This window comes from Streptomyces sp. NBC_01275 (assembly GCF_026340655.1).
In the GTDB taxonomy this organism is placed as follows: domain Bacteria; phylum Actinomycetota; class Actinomycetes; order Streptomycetales; family Streptomycetaceae; genus Streptomyces.
Genome location: NZ_JAPEOZ010000001.1, coordinates 7,342,955 through 7,359,213, shown reverse-complemented (window position 1 = coordinate 7,359,213; position 16,259 = coordinate 7,342,955). Strand labels below are relative to the sequence as shown.

At 70.3% G+C, this 16,259-nt stretch carries 11 protein-coding genes and 1 pseudogene; 5 read left to right on the top strand and 7 right to left on the bottom strand.

Features of this window, described 5'->3' with window-relative positions:
• Nucleotides 1-59: 59 nt before the first annotated feature.
• The 3 genes from OG562_RS32600 to OG562_RS32590 are packed head-to-tail and all read right to left on the bottom strand — an operon-like array spanning nt 60 to nt 3,165.
• Nucleotides 60-914, bottom strand: coding sequence for a carbohydrate ABC transporter permease (locus OG562_RS32600; protein ID WP_266404374.1), 855 nt, complete (start codon nt 912-914; stop codon nt 60-62).
• Nucleotides 911-1,852, bottom strand: coding sequence for a carbohydrate ABC transporter permease (locus tag OG562_RS32595; protein ID WP_266404372.1), 942 nt, complete (start codon nt 1,850-1,852; stop codon nt 911-913). The genes OG562_RS32600 and OG562_RS32595 overlap by 4 nt, the downstream gene beginning before the upstream one ends.
• Nucleotides 1,852-3,165: an extracellular solute-binding protein gene (locus tag OG562_RS32590; protein ID WP_266409641.1), complete on the bottom strand. Its 1,314-nt coding sequence runs from the start codon at nt 3,163-3,165 to the stop codon at nt 1,852-1,854. The genes OG562_RS32595 and OG562_RS32590 overlap by 1 nt, the downstream gene beginning before the upstream one ends.
• 175 nt (nt 3,166-3,340) lie before the next feature.
• On the opposite strand from OG562_RS32590, the gene OG562_RS32585 reads away from it, so the two are divergent.
• From OG562_RS32585 to OG562_RS32570, 4 genes are all read left to right on the top strand, one after another.
• Nucleotides 3,341-5,722 carry a glycoside hydrolase family 2 protein gene (locus OG562_RS32585; protein ID WP_266404370.1) on the top strand — a complete coding sequence of 794 codons (2,382 nt, stop codon included), beginning with the start codon at nt 3,341-3,343 and terminating at the stop codon, nt 5,720-5,722.
• Nucleotides 5,719-6,759, top strand: coding sequence for a LacI family DNA-binding transcriptional regulator (locus OG562_RS32580; RefSeq protein WP_266404369.1), 1,041 nt, complete (start codon nt 5,719-5,721; stop codon nt 6,757-6,759). Before OG562_RS32585 ends, OG562_RS32580 begins: the two co-directional genes overlap by 4 nt.
• Nucleotides 6,760-6,882: 123 nt before the next feature.
• Complete coding sequence (locus tag OG562_RS32575) at nt 6,883-8,100, top strand: acetyl-CoA C-acyltransferase (protein ID WP_266404367.1); 1,218 nt, start codon at nt 6,883-6,885, stop codon at nt 8,098-8,100.
• Complete coding sequence (locus OG562_RS32570; protein WP_266404365.1) at nt 8,097-10,235, top strand: 3-hydroxyacyl-CoA dehydrogenase NAD-binding domain-containing protein; 2,139 nt, start codon at nt 8,097-8,099, stop codon at nt 10,233-10,235. The genes OG562_RS32575 and OG562_RS32570 overlap by 4 nt, the downstream gene beginning before the upstream one ends.
• 63 nt (nt 10,236-10,298) lie before the next feature.
• Here the strand turns inward: OG562_RS32570 and OG562_RS32565 are convergent.
• Both OG562_RS32565 and OG562_RS32560 read right to left on the bottom strand, forming a co-directional pair.
• Nucleotides 10,299-10,709 (bottom strand): annotated as a pseudogene (locus OG562_RS32565) (hypothetical protein); the annotation flags it as partial.
• A 257-nt stretch (nt 10,710-10,966) separates the two neighbouring features.
• Nucleotides 10,967-11,983, bottom strand: coding sequence for a hypothetical protein (locus OG562_RS32560; protein ID WP_266404364.1), 1,017 nt, complete (start codon nt 11,981-11,983; stop codon nt 10,967-10,969).
• Nucleotides 11,984-12,059: 76 nt separating this feature from the next.
• On the opposite strand from OG562_RS32560, the gene OG562_RS32555 reads away from it, so the two are divergent.
• Nucleotides 12,060-12,461, top strand: coding sequence for an NTP pyrophosphohydrolase (locus OG562_RS32555; RefSeq protein WP_266404362.1), 402 nt, complete (start codon nt 12,060-12,062; stop codon nt 12,459-12,461).
• Nucleotides 12,462-12,537: 76 nt separating this feature from the next.
• Here OG562_RS32555 and OG562_RS32550 read toward each other — a convergent pair whose 3' ends face one another.
• The gene (locus OG562_RS32550; protein ID WP_266404360.1) at nt 12,538-14,052 is read right to left on the bottom strand and encodes an amino acid permease; all 1,515 of its coding nucleotides are present in this window, start codon (nt 14,050-14,052) and stop codon (nt 12,538-12,540) included.
• A 148-nt stretch (nt 14,053-14,200) separates the two neighbouring features.
• A complete protein-coding gene (gene dxs, locus OG562_RS32545) occupies nt 14,201-16,129 on the bottom strand; it encodes a 1-deoxy-D-xylulose-5-phosphate synthase (protein WP_266409640.1) in 1,929 nt (642 codons plus the stop codon).
• Between the last annotated feature and the right edge of the window lie 130 nt (nt 16,130-16,259).

The window sequence follows — 16,259 nt, the reverse complement described above, 5'->3', positions numbered from 1 at the left end:
GCGGGGGGCTCCGGAGAGGGGCTCCGGAGAGGGGCTCCGGCAAGTGGTTCCAGCGGGGCTCACCTCGTCGCTCCCCGCATGAAACCGTTGTAGATGTACTTCTGCAGCGCCAGGAAGACGATCAGTGTCGGCAGGATGACCAGGACCGCTCCTGCCGAAATCGTTTGCCACTGGGCGCCGAAGGGGCCCTTGAAGCGGAACAGGGACGTCGAGATCACGCCAAGATCCTGGGAGGGCAGGTAGAGGAAGGGGATGTAGAAGTCGTTGTAGACGGTGATCCCCTTCACGATCACGACGGTCGCGACGGCCGGTTTCAGCAGCGGGAAGATGACCTTGCGGTAGATGGTGAAGGAGTTGGCGCCGTCCAGCCGGGCCGCTTCGTCCAGGGAGATCGGGATCGAGCGGACGAACTGCAGGAAGATGTAGATCGAGACGATGTCCGTGCCCATGTAGAGCGCGATCGGCGCCCAGAGGGTGTCGAACATGCCGAAGCCGTTGACGATCTGGAAGGTCGCCACCTGGGTGGTCACCCCGGGGACCAGGGCCGCCAGCAGGAACAGGGCCACGACCAGTTTCCTGAAGCGGAACGTGAAGCGGTCGATGGCGTACGCCGTCATCGAGCCGATGAGGACCGTGCCGGCGATGGCGAAGACCAGGATGATCGCCGTGTTGCCGAAGGCCGAGAGCATCCGGCCGTCCTGGAACGCCGTGACGTAGTTGTGGAAGTTCAGCGGGTCGTCGGGGAACGTCAGGGCTCCGCTGTCGTCCGCCATCTCCTTCTCGGTCTTGAGGGAGGTGAGGACCACGACCCCCAGCGGCAGCAGGACGACCACCGTGGCCAGGATCAGGGACAGGTAGACGAGGGCGCGCAGTACGGCGCGACGGGCCGTGCCCGCCTGGTCCGGCTTGCTCATACGAGGTCCACCCTGTCGTCGGGGACGAGCCGCCGTTGCAGCCAGGTCACCGCCAGGATGATCAGCAGCAGGACCACGGCGGCGGCCGAGGCGAGGCCCGTCTTGTTGAACTGGAACGCCAGCTTCACGGTCTGGATCACGAAGGTCTCGGTGCCGGTCGCCCCGCCGGTCATGATGTACGGGATCTCGAAGGCCGACAGCGAGCCCGAGACGGAGAGGATGACCGTCAGGGTCAGGACCGGTTTGATGCCGGGCGCGATGATGTGCCGGAACTGGTGCCAGCGGTTCGCCCCGTCCAGCTCGGCCGCCTCGTAGAGCTCTCCCGGAATCGACTGGATCGCGCCGAGGAAGAGGACGAAGTTCAGGCCCAGGTAGCGCCAGACCGAGACGCCCGCGAGGGAGACGTTCGCGGAGACCGGGGTGCCGAGCCAGGCGCGGTCGGAGTGGTAGCCGACCAGAGCCAGGATCGAGTCGAGGGTGCCGCCGTCCTGGAAGAAGTAGAGGAAGACGAAGGCGATGGCGACCCCGTTGATCAGGTAGGGGAAGAACAGCACGCCCTTGAAGAGACTTCGGAAACGGACGTTGAAGCTCAGCACCGTCGCGAAGTAGAGCGCGGCGACGATCTGCACGGCCGAGGCGGCGAGGTAGTAACCGCTGACGAAGAACACCTCGAACAGCTCGGGCCGGGTGAAGAGTTCGGTGTAGTTGCCGGCGCCCGTGTAGTGCAGCTCGGGGCTCACCCCGTCCCAGTCGGTGAAGCTGTACGCGACCATGTTGACCATCGGCACATAGGTGAAGGTGATCAGCAGGGCGAGGGGCGCGATCAGGAACAGCCAGGGGGTGAGGCTGCGCCAGGTCCACCTCCGGCGGGGCGCGGAGGCGGCGGGCGGATCGCTGGTGGGCCGGCCGAGGGCCGCTTTCTCGGCGGTGTCCGTCATCAGGACCCCGCGTCGTTCTGTGCCTCGGTCCATTTCTTGCCGAGGTCGGCCAGGAAGTCGTCCAGGGTGCCCTTCTTCGCGCCGCGGGCGAGGTCGACCAGGTCCTGGCGGTAGTCCGGGGTGTTGATGCCGACCTCGGACCGACTGTCGATCAGCTTGACCTCGGCGCCCTTGGAGTCGTCCAGCTCGATGAGCTTCACGCCCGCGTCCTCGTAGGGCTTCAGCACGGTGGGCAGCGGGGCGTCCTTCAGCGGGGAGATCGCCAGGTTGTCCTTGTCGTAGCCGGACTTGTCGGTGAACCAGTCGATCCAGGCGCGGGCGGCTTCCTTGTGCTTCGAGTGGACGTTGACCGCCTGGTTGTAGTCGGGGCCGACCACCGCGCAGAACGTGCCGTCCACCTGGGCGGGGAACGGCATGAAACCGATGTCGTCGGGGTTCACCCCGGCCTTCTTCGCGGCGTCCTGGAACTGGACGACCGCCCAGGTGCCGAGCCACTGCGTGGCGATGTCGCCCTTGGCCAACTGGGCTTTGGAAGCCTCCCAGTTGGTGGTCGTCGGATCCTTCTCGGCGAGGCCCTCGTGGACGATGTCGTACAGCAGCGTGTCGCCGACGCGCAGATCGGCGCCCTGGGCCCAGGGGTCGCTGTCGGTGAGCTTCGTGGTGGCCTGGGGGTCGCAGTGCACCGAGCCGTTGACGAAGGTCCAGGAGGTCAGCGGCCACTGCGCGGCGAAGTTGGTGTAGTACGGCACCGCGTCCGTCTTCGACTTGATCGCCTTGAGGCCGGCGAGGAACTCCGCCGGGGTGGTGGGCCATTGACCGACGCCGGCCTCGCGCCAGATCCGCTTGTTGTAGACGAAGCCGGGCGTCACGCCGACCGGGCTCTGCCCGTAGACCTTGCCGTCGACGGCGGTGAAATCGGTGAACCGGTACTTCTTCGCGCGTTCGGTCTCGGTGCCCAGCGAGGCGAAGTACTTCGGGTAGTCGCTCTTCTTGATGACCCCGGGGATGAGCAGGACGTCGCCGTAGTTCTCCGTGTTCATCCGGATCTTGACTTCGGACTCGTAGTTGGTGAGGGCCTGGAACTCGACCTTCACCTTCGGATAGGTCCTGTTGAACGCGGCGGCGTACTTCTTCATCGTGCCGTCCTGCACGAGATCGGTGCGCACGGTGAGGACGGTGATGGTGCCGGTCACCTTCGCGGGGTCGTCCGGCGCGTCGGCGTCCGCACCCTTGGAGGTGCCTCCGGTGGCGGTGCACCCCGGCACGAGCAGGGCGGCTCCCACGGCGAGGGCGAGGACCGTACGGCGGTTCATACGGCGGTTCGTACTGCGGTTCATGTGCATCACTTCCGTTCTTGGGACGGACGAGCACGAGCGGGTTGGCTGATTCGGCACTCTGACAGCGCTTTCTCAACCGGTAAAGTCCCATTCCCGCCAACGATGGAGAAGTGGCGCTCAGTTGTGGGCTTGACCGGTTTAGGGAGTGCACATGCTGGAGGCCTCACCGCTCGACGACGGATGGATCCTGCGCCACCCGGAGAGCCCGGCGGGGACGCTCCCGGCCGCGGTGCCGGGCTGTGTGCACACCGATCTGCTCGCGGCGGGGGTGATCCCCGACCCCTTCCTCGGCCTGAACGAGCGCGAGGTCGAGTGGGTCGGGCGGCGCGAGTGGGTGTACGAGAGCGAGCTGCCGGCCGGGCCGTCCGGGCACGAGCAGACCGACCTGGTCTTCGACGGCCTCGACACGGCCGCCGAGATCACGCTGGACGGCCGGCTCCTCGGCCGGGTGCGGAACATGCACCGCTCGTACCGTTTCGACGTGACGGGCCTGAGCGGGCCGCTGACCGTCCGGTTCGCCTCCGCCTACGCCGAGGCCGAAGCGGTGCGCGGAAAGCTGGGCGACCGCCCGGCCGCCTACGACGAGCCCTACCAGTACCTCCGCAAGATGGCCTGCTCCTTCGGCTGGGACTGGGGGCCCACCCTGGTGACGGCCGGCATCTGGCGGCCGGTGCGCCTCGAGCGCTGGTCGACGGCCCGGATCGCCCGGGTGCGACCGCTCGTCACCGTCCACCAGGGCGTCGGCGTCGTCGAGCTGCACGTCGAGGTGGAGCGGACCCGCGTGGAGGCCGCCCTCACCCTGGAGGCCCGGGTGGGCGACGTGCGGGTGCGGGGCGCGGTGGAGGGAACCGGGGGCGTCGTACGGGTGGAGGTGCCTCAGGCGGAGCTGTGGTGGCCGCGCGGGTACGGTGAACAGCCTTTGTACGACGTCGAGTTGACGCTGCACCACGGGAGCGCGCCGCTTGACGTCTGGCGGCGGCGGATCGGTTTCCGGAGCGTCGAGCTGGACTCCTCGGCCGATGCCCACGGCACCGGGTTCACCCTCGTCGTCAACGGGGAGCGGCTCTTCGCGCGGGGCGTCAACTGGATCCCGGACGACGTGTTCCCGTCCCGGGTGACCCGGGAGCGCTACCGGAAACGGTTGCGGCAGGCCGCCGACGCGGGCGTGGACCTGGTCCGGGTGTGGGGCGGCGGGATCTACGAGAGCGAGGACTTCTACGACGCCTGCGACGAGTCGGGCCTGCTGGTGTGGCAGGACTTCCCGTTCGCCTGTGCGGCCTACCCCGAGGAGCAGCCGCTGCGGGGCGAGGTGGAGGCGGAGGCCCGCGAGAACGTCGTACGGCTGATGCCGCATCCGTCGCTCGTGCTGTGGAACGGGAACAACGAGAATCTGTGGGGTTTCCGGGACTGGGGGTGGGAGGAGCGGCTCGGCGGGGACTCGTGGGGCGAGGGGTACTACCTGGGCGTACTGCCGCGGGTGGTGGCCGAGTTGGATCCGACGCGGCCGTACACGGCGGGGAGTCCCTGGTCGGGGTCGTGGCGGCGGCATCCGAACGAGGCGGCGCACGGGACGCACCACTCGTGGGAGGTGTGGAACCGGGTGGACTACGCCGAGTACCGGAGTGAAGTGCCGCGGTTCGTCGCCGAGTTCGGCTGGCAGGCGCCGCCCGCGTACGCCACGCTGCGGCGGGCGCTGCCCGGGGAGGAGCTCGCGCCGGACTCCCCCGGCATGCTGCACCACCAGAAGGCGGAGGACGGCAACGGCAAGCTGGAGCGGGGGCTGGCCCGGCATTTCGCCGTGCCGGAGGGGGACTTCGACCGGTGGCACTACCTCATGCAGGTCAATCAGGCGCGGGCGGTGGCGACCGGGGTCGAGCACTGGCGTGCGCACTGGCCGGTGTGCGCGGGCACGGTCGTCTGGCAGCTCAACGACTGCTGGCCGGTGACGTCCTGGGCGGCGATCGACGGCGACGGGCGGGAGAAACCGCTGTATCACGAGTTGCGGCGGCTGTACGCGGACCGGCTGCTCACGCTTCAAGAGCGGGACGGAAGGCTGGTGTTGGCGGCGGTGAACCAGGCCGCCGAGCGCTGGTCGGGCACGCTGTCGCTGCGGCGGATGTCCGTCGAGGGGGAGCTGCTCGGCGCGCAGGGCGTGGAACTGGGCGTCGGGGCGCGGGCGGTGGGCGAGGTGCCGGTGCCGGCGGAGCTGGAGCCGGTGGGCGCGAAGGAGTTCCTGGTGGCGGACGCGGCGGGGCTGCGGGCCCTGCACTTCCCGGTGCCCGACCGTGAAATCCCCTATCCGCAGCCCGAGTTCGAGGTGACGGCAGCGCCGGGGAGCGTCACGGTCACGGCCCGCACCCTCGTACGGGATCTGCTGTTGCAGGCCGATCGGATGGAGGCGGGGGCGTGGGCCGATCGGGGGCTGGTGACGCTGCTTCCCGGGGAGCGGGTGACCATCGGGGTGGCGGGCTGGCAGACTCCGGACGCCGAGGCCGCCCGTGCCGCGCTGTACTGCCAGGAGCCCGCTCGATGACAGCCTCCCCGTCGCCCCGCGTGACCATCAAGGACGTCGCCGCGCGCGCCGGCGTGTCCAAGGGGGCCGTGTCGCTCGCCTTCAACCGCAAGCCGGGGTTGTCCGAGGCGACCCGGGACCGGATCTTCGCGGCGGCGCGGGAGCTCGGGTGGGAACCGAACCTGACGGCGCGGTCGCTGTCGAGCTCGCGGGTGGACGTGGTGGGGCTGGCGATCTGCCGGCCGGCGCGGATGCTGGGCCTGGAGCCGTTCTACATGGAGTTCGTCTCCGGGGTGGAGAGCGTGCTGACCGAGCACTCCTGCTCGCTGCTGCTGCGGCTGGTGAAGAACCTGGACGACGAGGTCGGGATCCAGGAGTCGTGGTGGCGGGGGCGGCAGGTGGGCGGGTCGATCCTGGTGGACTTCCGGGAGGACGACCCCCGGGTGGCGGCGACCGAGCGGCTCGGGATGCCGGTGGTGGCCGTGGGGCATCCGTCGCTGACCGGGAGTCTGACGTCCGTGTGGACCGACGACGCGACCGCGGTGACGGAGGCGGTGCGGTATCTCGCGGCGCTCGGGCACCGTCGTATCGCCCGGGTCGGGGGCGCGGCGGCGCTCGGGCACACCGCGATCCGCACGGCCGCTTTCGACCAGGCGGCGCGGAGTCTGGGGCTGGCGGGGGCGTGGCAGGTGGCCACGGACTACTCCGGGGAGGCGGGGGCGCGGGCGACCCGGTCGATGCTGACCGCGTCGCCGCCCGACCGGCCGACGGCGATCGTCTACGACAACGACATCATGGCGGTGGCGGGGCTCGCGGTGGCGGCCGAGATGGGGCTGCACGTGCCGCAGGACGTCTCCCTGCTGGCCTGGGACGACTCCCAGCTGTGCCGGCTGACCCATCCGACGCTGTCCGCGATGAGCCATGACGTGCACGGATTCGGCGCGGAGGCGGCGCGCACGCTGTTCGGGGTGATCATGGGATCGGGGCCGGGCTCGCATCCGGTGCCGACGCCCTCGCTCACCCCCAGGGGCTCCACCGCGCCACCCGTCCGGGTGTGACATTCGCCGCTCCCCCCGGCAGGGCTGTGCAGCTACGTTACCCATAAGTAGCATGGGTCCTGAGCGCGCGCTCAGCGCTTGCGCCACGCAGCAGTGCCATCCCGCACCTGGAGGAGAGCCATCGTGCCTCGTACCGTCAGGGACGTCGTCTTCGTCGACGGCGTCCGTACCCCGTTCGGCAAGGCGGGCCCGAAGGGCATCTACCACGAGACCCGGGCCGACGACCTCGTCGTGAAGGCGATCCGGGAGCTGCTGCGCCGCAACCCCGGTCTCGACCCGAAGAAGATCGACGAGGTCGCCATCGCCGCGACCACGCAGATCGGCGACCAGGGCCTGACCCTCGGCCGCACCGCCGGCATCCTCGCGGGTCTGCCCACCTCGGTGCCCGGTTACTCGATCGACCGCATGTGTGCGGGCGCCCTGACCGCGGTCACCTCGGTCGCCGGCTCCGTCGCCTTCGGCGCGTACGACGTCGCCGTCGCCGGCGGCGTCGAGCACATGGGCCGTCACCCGATGGGCGAGGGCGTGGACCCCAACCCGCGCTTCGTCAGCGAGAAGCTGGTCGACGAGTCCGCCCTGTTCATGGGCATGACCGCCGAGAACCTGCACGACCGCTACCCCACCATCACCAAGCAGCGCGCCGACGAGTACGCGGTGCGCTCGCAGGAGAAGGCCGCCAAGGCGTACGCCGACGGCAAGATCCAGGCCGACCTGGTGCCGATCTCCGTGCGTCGCACGAACGCCGAGGCCGGTGAGACGGGCTGGGGCCTGGTCACCGCCGACGAGCCGATGCGTCCGGGAACGACCCTGGAGAACCTCTCCGGTCTCAAGACCCCGTTCCGCGTGCACGGCCGGGTCACCGCGGGCAACGCGGCCGGTCTGAACGACGGCGCGACCGCCTCCCTCATCGCGTCCGAGGACTTCGCCCGCGAGAACGGCCTGCCGGTCAAGATGCGCCTGGTGGCGTACTCCTTCGCGGGCGTCGAGCCGGAGGTCATGGGCTACGGCCCGATCCCGGCCACCGAGAAGGCGCTCGCCCAGGCGGGTCTGTCCATCTCCGACATCGGTCTGTTCGAGATCAACGAGGCCTTCGCGGTCCAGGTGCTGGCCTTCCTGGAGCACTACGGCATCGCGGACGACGACGCGCGCGTCAACCAGTACGGCGGCGCGATCGCCTTCGGCCACCCGCTGGCCTCCTCCGGCGTCCGCCTGATGACGCAGCTGGCCCGCCAGTTCGAGGAGCAGCCGCACGTCCGCTACGGCCTGACCACCATGTGCGTCGGCTTCGGCATGGGCGCGACGGTCATCTGGGAGAACCCGCACTTCGAGGGGGACAAGTGAGCACCACCACTGAGCTGCTGAAGGGTGCGGCCGAGCTGTTCCCGGACGAGGTCGTCACCAGCGCGCACGTACGCCACCTGGACCTGCCGTCCGGTGCGGGGCGGTTCGCCCTGATCACCCTCGACAACGGCTTCGACCACACCAAGCCGACCACCTTCGGCCCCGCTTCGCTCGCGAACCTCGACGCCGCGATCGACCAGGTGGAGAAGGAGGCCGCCGCCGGCGAGATCGTCGGTGTCGGCGTCACCGGCAAGCCGTTCATCTTCGCGGTCGGCGCCGACCTCAAGGGCGTCGAGCTGCTGAAGGAGTACGAGCACGCGCTCGCCATCGGCAAGGGCGGCCACGAGGTCTTCAAGCGCCTGTCCGGTCTCGCCGTGCCGACCTTCGCCTACTACAACGGCGCGGCCATGGGCGGCGGCGTCGAGGTCGGTCTGCACTGCGCCTACCGGACCGTTTCCAAGGCCCTGCCGGCGTTCTCGCTCCCCGAGGTCTTCCTCGGTCTGGTCCCCGGCTGGGGCGGCTGCGCGCTGCTGCCGAACCTGATCGGCGCCGACAAGGCCGTCTCGGTGATCATCGAGAACAGCCTCAACCAGAACAAGCAGCTCAAGGGCGAGCAGGTCTTCGAGCTGGGGATCGCCGACGCGATCTTCGAGGGCGCCGACTTCCTGGAGCAGTCGCTGATCTGGACCGCGCAGGTCCTCAAGGGCGACGTCGAGGTCGAGCGTCCCGTCGTCGACCGCGGCGAGGCCTGGGACCAGGCCGTCGCCCGCGGCCGGTCCGTCGCCGACAGCAAGGTGCACGGGGCCGCTCCGGCCGCCTACCGCGCCCTGGACATCATCGCCGCCGCCAAGAACGGCGACCTCCAGCAGGGCTTCGACGCCGAGGACGTCGCCCTCGCCGACCTGATCATGGGCGGCGAACTGCGCGCGGGCATCTACGCCTTCAACCTCGTCCAGAAGCGCGGCAAGCGTCCCGCCGGCGCCCCGGACAAGAACCTGGCCCGTCCGGTCACCAAGGTCGGCGTGGTCGGCGCGGGCCTGATGGCCTCGCAGCTGGCGCTGCTGTTCCTGCGCCGCCTGGAGGTCCCGGTCGTCCTCACGGACATCGACCAGGAGCGCGTCGACAAGGGTGTGGGCTACGTCCACGCCGAGATCGAGAAGCTGCTCGGCAAGGGCCGGATCAACCAGGACAAGGCCAACCGCCTCAAGGCCCTGGTGACCGGTGTCCTGGACAAGGCCGAGGGCTTCGCCGACGCGGACTTCATCATCGAGGCCGTGTTCGAGGAGATCGGCGTCAAGCAGCAGGTGTTCGCGGAGGTCGAGGCGGTCGCCCCGGCGCACGCCATCCTCGCCACCAACACCTCGTCGCTGTCGGTGACCGAGATGGCGTCGAAGCTGAAGAACCCCGAGCGGGTCGTCGGCTTCCACTTCTTCAACCCGGTCGCGATCCTGCCGCTGCTGGAGATCGTGCGGGGCGAGGCCACCGACGACGCGTCGCTGGCGACCGCCTTCGCCGTCGCGAAGAAGCTGAAGAAGACCGCCGTTCTGGTGAAGGACGCCCCGGCGTTCGTCGTGAACCGCATCCTGACCCGTTTCATGGGCGAGATCCAGAACGTCATCGACGAGGGCACCCCGGTCGAGGTCGCGGAGAAGGCGGTGGAACCGCTCGGCCTGCCGATGTCCCCGCTGGTGCTCCTGGAGCTGGTCGGTCCGGCGATCGGCCTGCACGTCTCGGAAACGCTCAACAAGGCGTTCCCGGAGCGTTTCACCGTCTCCCCGAACCTCGCCGCCGTCGTCAAGGCGGGCAAGCGCGGCTTCTACGTCTACACCGCGGAGAACGGGTTCAAGCCCGAGCTGGACCCCGAGGTCGCCGCGCTCCTGAAGCAGGGCGACAGCGTCCTGACCGAGGAGCAGGTGCGCGACCGGGTGCTGGACGCGGTGGCGCAGGAGATCGGGCTGATGCTCGACGAGGGCGTCGTCGCCGAGGCCCAGGACATCGACCTCTGCCTGATCACGGGCGCGGGCTGGCCCTTCCACCTGGGCGGCGTCACGCCGTACCTGGACCGCGAGGGCGTGTCGGAGCGCGTGAACGGCAAGCGGTTCCTGGCGCAGGGTCTGGCGTCGGTTCCGGCGTAACGGCCGTACGGCGTACGTGAGGAGGGCCTCCGCTTGTCGCGGAGGCCCTCCTTCGGTGTGAGGTCACCAGGCCGGCATCGCCGGGTAGTGCTCGCAGGCGCCGGAGCAGGGCTCGCGGGACGCCAGCGAGGTGTGCAGCCAGTTGTCCTCGGGGATGCCGTGCACGCGCAGCGTCAGCGGGGCGGGCGTCGAGCGGATGGCGCTGAACACGGCCACGAACTCGACCGTGTAGGTCCCCGGCCGCCAGTCGTGGGCGTGGGTGACCCGCCAGGTCCCGTCCTCCTGGACGGGCGCCTCGGCGATGAGCCTGCCCTGCTCGAGGACCATGACCTTCGCCGCGCCACGGGGCGCCTTGCCGGAGAAGCGCGGGCGCGGACCGCACCAGGCGTTCGGCCTCGGGCCCACGACCTGCGGCGGGTCCAGCCGGTCCAGGACCTCGAAGTCCACCGCGGACGTGCGCGAGACGTCGTTGCCAGCGGCGGGTCCTCCTCTTCCTGAGCTGTCATCCGGCTTCCTGAACTGTCATCCGACCTCCCGACCCGTCATCTGGTGTTCCATCACCTGGTGTTCCATCACCTGGTGTTCCATCATCCGATGTCCCGCCATCTGACGTCCCGTCACCATGACTGCCGGCGGCGAGGTTCGGCCGCCCACCCTCACCACGCCCCCTCACCCCTCACCTCACCTCACCTCACCTCACCTGCTCACCCAACCCGCTTGTCTCCTCCCCGTCACACCGTCCGCCACGCCGTCAGCGCCAGTCCCGGCTCGGCCTTGCGGCGGGTGAGCAGAAGGCTGCCGGTGGACGGGGAGAGGGTCGCCGCGACGACCCGGTCCTCGTGGTCCAGCGCGAGCGCCACCTCTGCGTCGGCCGGGAGTTGGGGGCCCGAGTCGGACCACCAGGCGCCGGCCGACTCCTGCTCGGTCGGATAGGCGGCGAAGGCGACCCGGCCGCTCGTGGAGCGCTGGGCGAGCAACGTGCAGTCGTGGCCGTCGAGTTCGGTCCGGATCGCGGCGACCGGGCCGGGGCCGGCAGCGGGCAGGACGGGGGCGGGCTTGGCGCCGGGACGCCAGGCGCAGACATCGCCGGAGTCGTCGGTGAAGAAGAGGGTGGTGCGCTCCGGGGAGGTGGCCAGGGCGCGCAGGGTGCCGGGCCGGACCCGTGCTTCCAGGGCCTGCGCCAACACCGGCTGGGCGCCCGGCTCCGGCTGCCGCCAGTGCAGGACTCCCTCGGGCACGGCGGCGTACGCCTCGACGCGCCCCGACTCCCCCGTCACCGCGACGGGCGGTCCCTCGACGCCCCTGCCCTTGAGGTCGCGCCACGGGTCCCAGCCGCCCTTCTCCTTCTGGGCGACCATGCTGAGCCCGGTGGCGGTGTTGCGGACGAAGACGTGCGCACGCCCCTCGGCGTCCACGGCGACCGCGGGGACGCCGGTGCGGTCGCCCTTGCGCGCGGGGTGGCCCAGCGGCGCCCAGTCCAGGGCGGCGAGGAGAGGCCGGAAGTGGGTGGAGTGGACCAGGCCCGCCTCCCCCTTGGCGGTGGGCCGCCAGGACGTCAGATGGGCGTAGCCGTCGACGCCGTGGCCGACGGCGAGGACCGGGTGGACCCGCTGGTCGCCGCCCACCCGGCGCGGGGCGTCCCAGGACCCGCCCGGTGCGCGCTCGGCCCGGCACAGGACGGCGTCGTCCGACGTGAGATAGACACTCAGCCGCCCGTCGCGGCCGCGTATGAGCCAGTCGCCGTTCACCCGATCACTGTATGACGGCGGCTCCCGGAGCACTCCGGGCGGGCTGCCGGTACGGCGCCCGTGGGACCCTGGCCGCATGGACGGCCCTCTGGACGACGACACCGACAGCACCGACAGCGCCCCTCTCCTCGTGATCGTCGACGGCGCGAACGTCGTCGGGTCGGTGCCCGACGGCTGGTGGCGGGACCGGCGCGGGGCCGCCGAGCGGCTGCGCGACCGGCTGGCCGCGGACGGACTCCCGGGGCACTCCGGGCCCGTGGAGCTCGTCCTGGTCGTCGAGGGCGCGGCCCGCGGGGTGGAGCCGGTGCCGGGCGTACGGGTCGAGGCGGCGCCCGGCAGCGGGGACGACCGGATCGTCGAGCTGGTCGCCGCGGCCGGCGGCCGCCCCCGTCTGGTCGTCACCGCCGACCGCGAGCTGCGTCGCCGGGTGACGGACCTGGGCGCGGACGTCACGGGACCACGGTCGGTACGGGGCTGAGCGCTGCCCTTGGTCCAGCGGCGCCCTGGGACCCGGCACCGCCTCCGGACCCGACCCCGCCCTGGACCCGTGCCCTCTAGTCTCCCGGCGCCGGAGGGGTCTCCCCCGCCGTCGCCTGCCGCTCCCTTCCGAGACGGCTGTGGGAGCGGCCGTAGAGGAAGTAGACGACGAAGCCGATGACCATCCAGATGCCGAACCGGAGCCAGGTCTCGGTGGGCAGGTTCAGCATCAGCCACAGGGAGGCCAGCACCGAGACGATCGGCAGGGCCGGCACCCAGGGGGTGCGGAAGGAACGGGGCAGGTCGGGGCGGGTGTTGCGGAGGATGACGACGCCGATCGCGACGACGATGAAGGCGAACAGCGTGCCGATGTTCACCAGCTCGGCGAGTTCGCTGAGGCTGGTGAAGCCGGCCAGGATCGCGATGATCACGCCGAGCAGGATGGTCGGCCGGTGCGGGGTCTTGAACCGCGGGTGGACGTGGGAGAAGAAGCGCGGCAGGAGTCCGTCGCGGCTCATCGCGAAGAAGACCCGGGTCTGGCCGAGCAGCAGGATCATGCAGACGGTCGTCAGGCCGACGGCGGCGCCGAAGCTGATGAAGCCGGCGAACCAGGGGTGCCCGGTGGCCTTGAAGGCGTCGGCGAGCGGGGCGTCCACGGACAGCTCACGATAGTTCTGCATACCGGTCACGACGATCGACACGGCGACGTACAGGGTCGTGCAGATGATCAGCGAGCCGATGATGCCGCGCGGCATGTCCCGCTGCGGGTTGCGGGTCTCCTCGGCGGCGGTGGCGACGACGTCGAAGCCGATGAAGGCGAAGAAGACGACGGAGGCGGCGGTGAAGATGCCCATCACGCCGAAGTTGGCGGGCGCCCAGCCGAACATCAGCTGGATCAGCGGGGACTGGAGGCTGTCGCCCGCCGGCACGGGCTGCGCCTTCGGGATGAACGGGTCGTAGTTGTCGCCCTCGATGAAGAAGGCGCCCGCGATGATCACGGTCAGGACGACGGTCACCTTGATGGCGACCACGACGGAGGTGACCCGCGCGGAGAGCTTCGTGCCCACCACGAGGATGGCGGTGAGGACCAGGACCAGGGCGGCGGCGAGGATGTCGAAGCCGAAGCCGTCGGCGCCCTCTCTCCCGCTGAGCGCCGCCGGGAGGTGCCAGCCCGCGTTGTCCAGCAGCGAGGCGATGTAGCCGGACCACCCGACGGCGACCACCGCGGTGCCCAGCGCGAACTCCAGAACCAGGTCCCAGCCGATGATCCAGGCGGGCAGTTCGCCCAGGGAGGCGTACGCGAAGGTGTACGCGGAGCCCGCCACCGGGACGGTGGAGGCGAACTCGGCATAGCAGAGCGCGGCGAGCGCGCAGACGACGCCGGCCACCACGAAGGCCAGGGCGACGGCGGGCCCGGCGTTGTTCTTGGCCACCGTGCCGGTCAGGACGAAGATGCCGGTGCCGATGATGACGCCGACGCCGAAGACGGTCAGATCCAGCGCGGACAACGACTTCTTGAGCGCGTGCTCTGGTTCCTCGGTGTCGAGGATGGACTGCTCGACCTTCTTCGTCCGGAAGAGGGTACTGCTCACGGGTTTACCTCCCACGCTGTGTCGTCCTCGACATGATCGAGAGGGGGCGTACTTCGTATGCCCCGGCGCGGGCGGATTAACGCGAATGGGCCGCTTCCACCACTCTTGGCAGTGAGGAAAGCAGCCCATCCGGGCGTGTCGGGTGGCGTCAGTCGCGGGCGGGCTCCACCGAGTCGACCTCGGCCGCATCGCTGCCGTACTTGCCGTCGAGCCGGGAGACCAGCCCGGTGACCTGACGGGCGATGTCGGGGGCGGTCAGCCCGATCTCCGCCATGACCTCGGCGCGGGAGGCGTGGTCGAGGAAGCGGGGCGGGATGCCGAAGTCTCGCAGCGGGACGTCGACGCCGGCGTCGCGCAGGGCCTGGGCGATCGTCGAGCCGACGCCGCCGACGCGGCTGTTGTCCTCGACGGTGACGACGACCCGGTGGCGCTCGGCGAGCGGGGCCATCGCCTCGTCGACCGGTTTGACCCAGCGCGGGTCGACGACGGTCGTGGTGATGCCCTGCCGGTCGAGCAGGCCGGCGATCTCCAGGCACATCGGGGCGAGGGCGCCCACGGAGACGAGCAGCACGTCGGGCATGTCCGTGCCCGCCTCGCGCAGCACGTCCATGCCGCCGACGCGCCCCACGGCGGGTACGGCGGGGCCGACGGCGCCCTTGGAGAAGCGGACCACGGTCGGCGCGTCGTCGACGGCGACGGCCTCGCGCAGCTGGGCGCGGACCTGGTCGGCGTCGCGCGGGGCGGCGAGCCGGAGGCCGGGGACGACCTGGAGGATCGACATGTCCCACATGCCGTTGTGGGACGCGCCGTCGGTGCCGGTGACACCCGCCCGGTCAAGTACGAACGTCACACCGCACTTGTGGAGGGCGACGTCCATGAGGACCTGGTCGAAGGCACGATTGAGGAAGGTGGCGTACACGGCGAACACCGGATGCACTCCGCCCGCGGCGAGGCCCGCGGCGGAGACGGCGGCGTGCTGCTCCGCGATGCCGACGTCGTAGATCCGCTCCGGGAAGGCGTCCGCGAACTTCTTCAGGCCGACCGGCTGCAGCATCGCCGCCGTGATCGCGACGATGTCCTCGCGCTCCTTGCCGAGCGCGACCATCTCGTCGCCGAAGACGGAGGTCCAGTCGGCGCCCGAGGCCTTGACCGGCAGGCCGGTGTCGGGGTGGATGGGGCCGATGCCGTGGAAGCGGTCGGCCTCGTCCTGGAGGGCGGGCTGGTAGCCGCGGCCCTTCTCGGTGAGGCAGTGCACGATGACGGGGCCGCCGAAGCGCTTGGCGCGGGCGAGCGCCGACTCCAGGGCCTCGATGTCGTGGCCGTCGATCGGGCCGACGTACTTCAGGCCGAGGTCCTCGAACATGCCCTGTGGGGCGATGAAGTCCTTCAGGCCCTTCTTCGCGCCGTGCAGCGTCTCGTAGAGGGGCTTGCCGACGACCGGGGTGCGTCCCAGGAGGTCCTTGCCGCGAGCCAGGAAGCGCTCGTAGCCGTCGGTGGTGCGCAGGGTCGCGAGGTGGTTGGCGAGGCCGCCGATGGTCGGCGCGTAGGAGCGCTCGTTGTCGTTGACGACGATGACCAGTGGGCGGTCCTTGGCGTCGGCGATGTTGTTCAACGCCTCCCAGGCCATGCCGCCGGTCAGCGCGCCGTCGCCGATGACGGCCACGACATGGCTGTCGCGGTCGAGGATCTCGTTGGCCTTGGCGATGCCGTCGGCCCAGCCGAGCACCGTGGAGGCGTGGCTGTTCTCGATGACGTCGTGCTCGGACTCTCCTTGCGAGGGGTAGCCGGACAGGCCGCCCTTCATCTTCAGCCGGGAGAAGTCCTGGCGGCCCGTGAGCAGCTTGTGCACGTAGGACTGGTGGCCCGTGTCCCACAGCACCTTGTCCTTGGGGGACTCGAAGACCCGGTGCAGGGCGATGGTGAGCTCGACCACGCCGAGGTTGGGGCCGAGGTGGCCGCCGGTCTTGGAGACGGCGTCGACCAGGAAGGTCCGGATCTCCTCTGCCAGCTGGTCCAGCTCTTCCAGGCTGAGCCGGTCCAGATCGCGCGGTCCCCTGATGCGGGTCAGCAGCGGCACCCGTGCCTCCTTGCAGTAAAAGCTGATCGAGCTGTTGCCGGGCTTGTCGAGTCTAATGTTCCGTCCCGGCGGACGGCGTTCGGCCCATGCGTCATAGGTCACGCGATCGGCTGTACCCATGATGGACCTT